The following is a 2,127-nucleotide window of genomic DNA, read 5'->3' on the forward strand; positions in this document are numbered from 1 at the left end:
GCTCACCCGGCTCGGGGTGGAGCCCGGCGCGTGGATCGACCCGTTCGCCGAGCTGGGCCTGCACGTCGAGCGGAGCACCGCCGGCTGGCTGGCGCACGGACGCCGGCGGCTGAGCGCCGACTACTGGGACGAGCTGGCCGAGGAGTGGGAAAACCGGCAATCTGCGGGCGGGCAGCAACCTGAGCGCCCCGGTCCCGTTGGGGACTGGGGGATCCCATGAAATTGCGACAATTTGGCTTTATCGCCGCACTGATGACGGCTGCCTGGGTTTCGGGCAGTGGCGTGCACCCGCCGTTGCGCGAGTTGGACGGGCGGCCCGTCGGGGCCGTCGAGGTGGTCGACCTCAACGGCCTGCGCGACATCGAGTTCGGCGACACCGAGGACGAGCTGACCCGGCGGGGCATCCTGCGCTCCGACGTCGACGCCTGCGGCCCGGCGCTGGCCGGGTACGACACGACCAGCCCCATCTTCGTCGACGACCGGCTGGTGCTGCTCTGGCTCGGCGAGGCGACCCGCACCCCGCGGGGAGTCACCGCCGGCATGCCGGTCGAGGAGGTCCGCACCCGCTACCCGTCCGCCCGGGAGCTGGACGCTCCACAGGGGACGTACCGGCTCGACGGGCTGCTCGCCCGGCAGGGCGACCGGGCGTACCTCTTCCTGCACGACGGGCGGGCGGTAAAGAAGATCATCGCCGGGTACGCCGACTGGGCCCAGCGCCTCTTCGACGAGGGCCACAGCCCCTGCTGAGCCCCGCGCAGGCCTGACGCATGGGGGCCGTGAGGTGGGGTAACCGCCGGCATGGCGCGGTACACGAAGCCCGAACTCCGGGAGCAGATCAAGGAAGAGGTCAAGGCCTCCGACAAGGGCGGCCGGCCGGGACAGTGGTCGGCACGCAAGTCGCAGCTGGTCACCCAGGAGTACAAGAAGCGCGGCGGGGGCTTCGTCGGCCCGAAGGACGAACGGCAGAAGTCCCTCCAGCGCTGGGGCGGCGAGCACTGGCAGACCAGGGAGGGCGACACCCGGGCGCGGCACGGCGACGAGACCAGCCGCTACCTGCCCGAACAGGCCTGGAAGGAACTCTCCGAGAAGGAGAGGCGGGCGACCGACGCCAAGAAGCGAAAGGAGTCGAAGTCCGGCAAGCAGTTCGTGGCGAACACCGGACCGGCCAAACGCGCGCGCCGCAACGCCACGTCTGCCGAGCAGTTGTCGGAGCTGCCGGTCGCCGAGGCGGCCAAGCTCGTCCGCGACCTCGACAAGGGCCAACTGAAGTCGGCCCTGCGCCGCGAACGCGACGGCAAGTCCCGCAAGACCCTCATCACCCGCCTGGAAAAGGAACTGACCCGCCGCTGACCGCCCCCCACCCTGGTAAAACCTGCCTGGCGCACGGCCACAGCTCGCGACGCAGCGGCAGGCCAAGGGACTCGCTTCGATCAACCGGACAGGCGTACGCCGCCACCGAACCGTCGGCAACTGTAACCCGCGCGCCCTCAGCGGTGTGTGTACCTGTGACGGCCACGGAGAGGGACGGCGCGGATGGATACGACCGACAACTTCGACGCCTTCTACACGGCGACTTCAGCGCGCGTCGTGCATCAGGTGTATGCCGTCTGCGGGGATCTCGGCGAAGCTCAGGACGCCGTGCAGGAGGCGTACGCCCGCGCCTGGATACGGTGGTCGCGGCTGTCGGGCTACGACGACCCTGAGGCGTGGGTACGGACCGTCGCGTGGCGGTTGGCGGCCAACCGATGGCGCAGCGCCCGGCGCTGGCTGGCCGCGCGGGCCAGGCTCGGCCCGCCCGTGACGGCCGCCGGACCGACGCCGGACCGGGTCGCGGTGATGACGGCGCTACACCGACTGCCGGAGGCGCAACGGCGGGTCGTGGTTCTGCACTACCTCTGTGACCTTCCGGTCGCCGAGATCGCCGAGGCCACCCGCATGCCCGTAGGCACAGTCAAGGTCTACCTCGCCCGCGCACGGACGGCGCTCGCCTGTCTGCTCGGCACCGACGACGACCGGAAGGAATCCGATGTCAGCGCGCATCCGTGAGGCCATCGCGGCCCTCGATCACGACACCGCCGCCCTGAGGCTGGCGCCACCAGCGCAGGTGCGTGCCCGCGGAGAGACTCT

Annotated in this window: 4 protein-coding genes; all 4 read left to right on the plus strand. The window is 70.9% G+C overall.

The window, feature by feature from the left end; genetic code table 11:
- The coding region (locus AB0B91_RS65330; RefSeq protein ID WP_358343074.1) for a hypothetical protein at positions 1–220 on the plus strand (220 nt) is incomplete at its 5' end.
- Positions 221–252: 32 nt separating this feature from the next.
- Positions 253–747, plus strand: a complete 495-nt coding sequence (locus tag AB0B91_RS65335; RefSeq protein WP_089003006.1) for a hypothetical protein — start codon at positions 253–255, stop codon at positions 745–747.
- A 51-nt stretch (positions 748–798) separates the two neighbouring features.
- The gene (locus AB0B91_RS65340) at positions 799–1,350 is read left to right on the plus strand and encodes a DUF5872 domain-containing protein (protein WP_357662577.1); all 552 of its coding nucleotides are present in this window, start codon (positions 799–801) and stop codon (positions 1,348–1,350) included.
- 183 nt (positions 1,351–1,533) lie between these two features.
- A complete protein-coding gene (locus tag AB0B91_RS65345) occupies positions 1,534–2,046 on the plus strand; it encodes a SigE family RNA polymerase sigma factor (protein WP_357662579.1) in 513 nt (170 codons plus the stop codon).
- Positions 2,047–2,127: the final 81 nt, after the last annotated feature.

Source organism: Nonomuraea sp. NPDC049141, from assembly GCF_040648415.1.
Lineage (GTDB): Bacteria > Actinomycetota > Actinomycetes > Streptosporangiales > Streptosporangiaceae > Nonomuraea.

What these genes read in the sequence shown, in the direction of transcription:
- AB0B91_RS65335 (WP_089003006.1), top strand. Translation starts at nt 253, where the DNA reads ATGACGGCTGCCTGGGTTTCGGGCAGTGGCGTGCACCCGCCGTTGCGC.
- AB0B91_RS65340 (WP_357662577.1), top strand. Translation starts at nt 799, where the DNA reads ATGGCGCGGTACACGAAGCCCGAACTCCGGGAGCAGATCAAGGAAGAG.
- AB0B91_RS65345 (WP_357662579.1), top strand. Translation starts at nt 1,534, where the DNA reads ATGGATACGACCGACAACTTCGACGCCTTCTACACGGCGACTTCAGCG.